A 6,000-nucleotide genomic window follows, 5' to 3' on the forward strand; every position below is an offset into this window, starting at 1 on the left:
AGCGGCATCAGGACTGCCACTTTTAAGACCAGATGCGGGCAGTGGCTCAATCAGGGCGACGGTCCGTTTTGGGTCGATTTCGTTGAAGAATGCGGCGAGCACAGCATTTTCTAGTCTGTCTGCCGTATGCGGCAGGAGATGGTGAAGTTGGGAACGGCGGCCGGTTCCGCCAGGCGACTGCGGCAAAGTAGCTGCAACCGCCCTCGCCCGAATTTCAATGGCGACGACATCGGTACAAACTCGAGCGGACAAGTCGAGGCACCGTTCGACAAGACCTCTATGATAGCATCCCAGCTGTCTGTGGGGCTGGCAAAGTTGAGGCGAACGATTACCTCATTCGCAATGGTCTCGCTTGGTCATGCCGAAAAATGAAGCCTTATCGGGAGGCTCCGGAGGTGCCAACGCTAGGGGGCTGGGTGGGCTGCCCGCTCATGTAGCCATGGGAGTGGCATAGGGATCTGAAATGACATGCGCGCCGAAAGGCAGTCTGCCGTGAATCTGGAAGGTTCCAATGAGTGAGTTGACTACAGTCAACTGTGGCTTTCGGAGGCGTTCACGAAAGTCTCGTTAACCTTTCATTAACTTAAAACTTCTTGCCGGATCGAGAGAATCGCGTCTACATGCGGTTAGTATGCCAAGATGGCTTTTAAAGTGCATGTGCGAGATTTTTCGATGAATGTGGTGGCGAGCATCAAGGACGAAATTTCCGAGGTGGATCTGCTCATAACGCAGCAGGCGAACGAATTGTCTGCGATGTTGCACGAGCATCGGTTGGAGATGTTCCCGCCGAACGCGCAGAAATCCCTGCGGCCATTCCAACTTTCTGAAGCTGCCCAGTATCTGGGTGTCACTAGTGGTTACCTGAAGAATCTGTCTCTCGAGGGCAAAGGCCCTCAGCCGATGGTAACACCGTCTGGGCGTCGCTCATACACTGCCGAGCAGCTGCTTGAGATGCGTCATTTCTTGGACAGAAACAGTCGATCGGCAGCCAAGTATGTTCCGCACCGACGGGGTTCCGAACACCTGCAGGTGCTGGCGGTTGTTAACTTCAAGGGCGGTTCGGCCAAAACGACGACAGCTGCCCATCTTGCGCAACACTTAGCACTCACGGGTCATCGTGTGCTCGCTATAGATCTCGATCCACAGGCTTCACTTTCTGCACTCCATGGGTTCCAACCTGAAATCGACCATAACGAAAGCCTTTACGAGGCTCTGCGGTACGACGAACAAAGGAAGCCGCTCTCCGTTCTCGTAAAGAAAACAAATTTTCCGGGTCTGGATATCGTACCTGCGAACCTGGAGCTGCAAGAGTACGAGTACGACACCCCACTGGCACTCGCCCGAAACGACGGCTCAATGGGGCGTATCTTCTTTGGCCGACTCGACGAAGCCCTGACTGATGTCGCTGATACCTACGACGTGGTCGTCATCGATTGCCCTCCGCAGCTCGGCTATCTCACTCTAACAGCGCTTTCATCCTCGACGGGCGTTTTAATCACCGTGCATCCTCAGATGCTCGATGTGATGTCGATGTGCCAGTTCCTTCTTATGATGGGCGAGGTGATGGGCACTCTGAAACGAGCAGGGGCCAATATGCAGCTCGATTGGCTTCGCTATCTGGTGACCCGCTACGAGCCAACGGATGGCCCTCAGAGCCAGATGGTCGCTTTCATGCGTTCGCTTTTCAAGCAGCACATGCTTGTGAACGAGGCCTTGAAATCCGTAGCCATTTCGGACGCAGGCATCACGAAGCAGACTCTTTACGAGGTCGAGCGTTCTCAATTCACCCGATCAACTTATGATCGGGCGATGGAATCCCTGCAGCGCGTCAACGACGAAATCGTCGGTCTGATCCACAAAGCGTGGGGTAGATAATGTCGAGAAAGAACCTGCTGACGTCGCTCACTGAGCGCAAGTTGACTATGGTCAACTCGATGCCAAGCTCCCCGTCAAATGTCGATAGTTCGTCGGCTTCGCTGTCGCCAGCAATGGAGAGAAATCGCAGCCGCGGGGCATTTGGAGCCATCACGAAATCGATCGATGAGCTCGCCGAGAAAGCCCAGGCCGCCAAGGACTTCGAAGCCAAGATTCTTGAAGGCGCGACTGTCGTCGAACTTGACCCATCCATGATCGACGCGTCCTTTGTTGCAGACCGCATGGGCGACGATCACGTGGCCTTTGAAGAATTGGTAGAAGCTATTCGCCAAAGAGGGCAGCACAGCCCAATTCTGGTTCGGCCACATCCGACTCTGGAAGGCCGCTACATGACCGTATTCGGTCATCGGCGCGCTCGCGCAGCGAAGTTGCTCGGAAGGCCTGTCAAGGCTGTTGTTAAGGAGCTGGACGACAAGGACCACGTGATCGCGCAAGGGCAGGAAAACAGCGCTCGGGCAGACCTTTCGTTCATTGAAAAGGCTGTCTTTGCGGCCAATCTGGAACGAGAGGGATACGACCGCGACGTGATCATGTCCGCACTCGCTGTTGATAAGACGGTGGTATCAAAAATGATCTCCGTCACGAACGACATCCCATCCGACGTAATCCGTGCAATCGGTCCCGCAAAGAACAGCGGCCGTGATAAGTGGTACAGGGTCGCCATCAGGTTCCGCAACGGAGATGCGGGCGAGCGGGTAGGGGGGCTAACGGAGTCTCCTGAATTCCAATCAGTTGACAGCGATCGACGTCTGGAGCTGCTCACGAAGCAACTCCAAGGCGACAAGCCGAAGAAGAAATCGGCAAAAGCGAGGCCCAATGGCAAAGCCTGGGCTCCTGAGGACAAGTCAGTTCGCGTCGTTGCAATATCTCGACCGAAAGGATTCTCGCTCGACCTGACAGATAACGATGCGAAGCCGTTTGGTGAGTGGATTTCGAGCAATCTGGACAGCCTCTACGAGGCGTTCAGGAAGTTGGAAAAGTAGGAAAAAGGAGACTGAAACCGCAAAAGAAAAAGGCCCCCAAGCGACCGAAGTCGTGGAAGCCCTTCTCGATGTGTAGCAACTAGAGAATCGCATCTCCACGAATCACTGTCAAGAGTCGTAGCCGTCGTTTGAGCGGGCAGAGTTCTTTTGCCTTTCAATAGGTGAAGGAAATGGAGACGCATATTGCATCGACTCCCTTTGGGAGCCGGCCGATGTCGCTTGCCCTGTTGGCAGCGCAACGGAATTCCCGCGAAATCCCCGATGGGAGGGCGGTCGATAAATGGCAGGTCTACCGAGATCTGTGCGAGGGGAAGACACTCTTAGGTGTCAGTGATCGTGCACTTGCGGTCCTTGCAGGTCTGCTTTCGTTCTATCCGGACAACGAGCTGTCCGAGGAGAATGGGTTGATTGTTTTCCCGTCGAACAAGCAGCTGTCGCTGCGTGCCCACGGCATGGCCGATACGACGCTGAGGAGGCATCTGGCGGCCCTGCTGGATTGCGGTCTGATCCTGCGCAGGGACAGCCCCAACGGGAAGCGGTACGCCCGCAAAGGCAGGGGAGGGGAGTATGAACAAGCCTTTGGCTTCTCTCTGGCACCGCTTCTGGCCAGGGCGGGTGAGCTTGCCGAGGCTGCGGAACGCGTCCGAGCGGACAACGCCGCCCTCAGGCTCACGCGCGAGCGTGTGACCCTCTATCGGCGCGATGTCGGAAAACTCATCGAAGCGGCCATCGAAGAAGGCGTTGCTGGCGACTGGGGAAGCCTCTGGAGACGTTTCAGGGCCGTTGTTGAGGCTATCCCGCGTCGCGCCACGTTGGCTACCCTCGAGGCGATTGCGGCCGATCTGGCCGGTGTCCGCGAAGAAGTCGACAACATTCTGAATTCGCACATGAATGCTCAGAATCTGGACGGCAATGAATCCCGGAATGGATGGCAGCAATCTGATTCAAATACCAACTCCATTTTTGAACTTGAACCAGCTTTCGAGAAAGCCAAGGGCGAGGGCGAGACCAGGCCGAATCCGGTTGAGCCACCCAGAGGCTTTCCGCTTGGTCTGGTCCTGAAGGCATGCCCCGATATTGTTGACTATGCCCCCACCGGGATTGCCAACTGGCGGGAGCTGATGGCCACGGCGGCGCAGGTGAGGGGGTATCTTGGTATCAGCCCGTCCGCCTATGTCGATGCGCTTGATGTGCTCGGGCAAGAAAACACCGCGATTGTCATCGCCTGCATCCTGCAGCGCGCTCAGCATATCTCGTCTGCTGGCGGTTATCTCCGAAGCCTGACCGAAAAGGCGCGGACCGGGGCGTTTTCGGTTGGACCGATGCTCATGTCTGCGCTGAAAACCAATGGCGCTGCCTCGAGAATGGCCGGATGAGACGTAGTTGCCACCGACAACGGGTTTTCAGGGGGAGGGCGGCGCGCGCTGGATTGAAATATGGCTTGCTCGGTAATACCTTTCGGAAAATAGTTATTACCGAGGCGAATATGCCCGCAACAGTAACTGCAAAAGGCCAGGTCACGATTCCGAAGCCGGTCCGCGAGCTTCTGGGGATCGTACCCGGCAGCAAGGTGGATTTTCGGCGCGCTGCCGACGGCAGCGTTGTGATTGCGCGCGCCGACAAAAAGCAGCCGTCGAGCCGCTTCGCACGATTGCGCGGCCACGCCGGAGCCGGCCTTGATACGGATGCGATCATGGCGCTGACACGGGGTGAGGAGTGACGCTGGTTGATACCAATGTCCTGCTTGATCTTGTTACGGATGATCCGCATTGGGCGGACTGGTCGATCAATCAGCTGGAGGCTTGCAGCCTACGCGGGCCGCTGTTGATCAACGACGTGGTCTATGCCGAACTCGCGGTTCGATACGCGCGGATCGAAGATCTCGAGGCTTTCGTCGACCAAGCGGGCCTCGAGATTGTACCGATGCCGCGCGAAGCGCTGTTCCTGGCGGGAAAGGCGTTTACCCAATACCGTCGCGCTGGCGGTTCACGCACCGGCGTGTTGCCCGACTTCTTTATTGGCGCGCACGCGGCGGTCGCTGAATTGCCGGTTCTGACGCGCGATGTTGGCCGCTATCGATCCTACTTTCCTTTACTGACCCTGATCACTCCGGACGCTTGAACGGTTCGTACAGACTGGTGTGAACGAGCCTTGGACAACAGGCGAGGGACTTTCTAAGCCCACTAGCCTTGGTGAGGTCGACGCGCGCCGGCGCTGGTATTTGTAGGTCATTTCGGCGCTAGCGTGGCCAAGCTTGCTTCTGCACATAGCCTCCTCGACCTCGACCTCGACCGAGGAGGCCAGGCCGGCCCGCAGCGAATGGCCGGCGAAAAGCTTGGCGCGTTCGCCTTCGGCCAGGTCGCCGCGCAGTGTGCCGCGTTCGAGCGTTTCCAGCATGGCGATCAGGTCTTCGGGCATGATCGCTTCCTCTGCCGAAGCGGCCGTGCGTGGGCATTGCGGATCCCCGGCCATGACGGTGGCGATGGCGCGATGCTTCCTGTCGAGGGCAAGGCCGCGCTGGGCATAGTTCCTCGAAAGCGACGGCAGGCGGCGTTCGATGGTCGAGACGGCATCCTTCTCTCCGGCGGTGCCATCGGCAACCGTGCCCGACGCGAGTGCGATGACTTAAAGCGCGACGGTTTCGGAAACCGGCGGCAGTGCGCAAGGCCCTGCTGGCGTAGCCAGTCGCCAAAATGCTTCCGGTCGGCCGCGTAGGTGCGGCGGGTGTTGGCGGAACTTGCCGCTGCGACGTAAACGCGGGCGCGCTCGGCAAGGTCGCCAAGATGTGCAGGCAGACCCGGAGACCCTAATTCGGGCAGGGGAGGGGCTTCTCCGTGCCGATCGCCATCACGATTTCGACAATGTCGGGTAAGTCGTCGACCGGAAGAGTGTCGGCGGCGGCATTTCCGGACGAAATGACTTCTTCGGATGTGCGCTCTGGTCGAGCAGAGCACTGCGCAGCACGATCTTCGGACTTCTGGTCAACATTAGAGGCCATTTGAGAAGGTAATGCCTATCGGAACTGGACCAAATCCTGGAGGATTTGGCCATGTCTCGATGCCGTAATTGCGGTTTTGGCTGG

The 6,000-nt window shown here is 57.6% G+C and carries 5 protein-coding genes and 1 pseudogene; 5 read left to right on the forward strand and 1 reads right to left on the reverse strand.

The features are described 5' to 3' along the window. The first annotated feature begins 672 nt into the window (after positions 1–672). The 5 genes from repA to PV773_RS24085 all read left to right on the forward strand — a co-directional run bounded on the left by repA (position 673) and on the right by PV773_RS24085 (position 5,039). A complete protein-coding gene (gene repA, locus PV773_RS24065) occupies positions 673–1,875 on the forward strand; it encodes a plasmid partitioning protein RepA (protein ID WP_347968800.1) in 1,203 nt (400 codons plus the stop codon). Then, positions 1,872–2,918: a plasmid partitioning protein RepB gene (gene repB / locus PV773_RS24070; RefSeq protein WP_347968803.1), complete on the forward strand. Its 1,047-nt coding sequence runs from the start codon at positions 1,872–1,874 to the stop codon at positions 2,916–2,918. The genes repA and repB overlap by 4 nt, the downstream gene beginning before the upstream one ends. Before the next feature lie 170 nt (positions 2,919–3,088). After that, positions 3,089–4,294, forward strand: a complete 1,206-nt coding sequence (gene repC / locus PV773_RS24075) for a plasmid replication protein RepC (protein ID WP_347968801.1) — start codon at positions 3,089–3,091, stop codon at positions 4,292–4,294. 110 nt (positions 4,295–4,404) lie between these two features. Further along, positions 4,405–4,638, forward strand: a complete 234-nt coding sequence (locus PV773_RS24080) for an AbrB/MazE/SpoVT family DNA-binding domain-containing protein (protein ID WP_347968804.1) — start codon at positions 4,405–4,407, stop codon at positions 4,636–4,638. Next, positions 4,635–5,039: a type II toxin-antitoxin system VapC family toxin gene (locus PV773_RS24085; RefSeq protein ID WP_347968802.1), complete on the forward strand. Its 405-nt coding sequence runs from the start codon at positions 4,635–4,637 to the stop codon at positions 5,037–5,039. The genes PV773_RS24080 and PV773_RS24085 overlap by 4 nt, the downstream gene beginning before the upstream one ends. 55 nt (positions 5,040–5,094) lie before the next feature. On the opposite strand, the pseudogene PV773_RS24090 reads toward PV773_RS24085, so the two are convergent. Next, positions 5,095–5,766 (reverse strand): annotated as a pseudogene (locus PV773_RS24090) (hypothetical protein); the annotation flags it as partial. Between the last annotated feature and the right edge of the window lie 234 nt (positions 5,767–6,000).

Origin of the sequence: Mesorhizobium sp. CC13 (assembly GCF_039907765.1) — a bacterium.
In the GTDB taxonomy this organism is placed as follows: domain Bacteria; phylum Pseudomonadota; class Alphaproteobacteria; order Rhizobiales; family Rhizobiaceae; genus Aminobacter.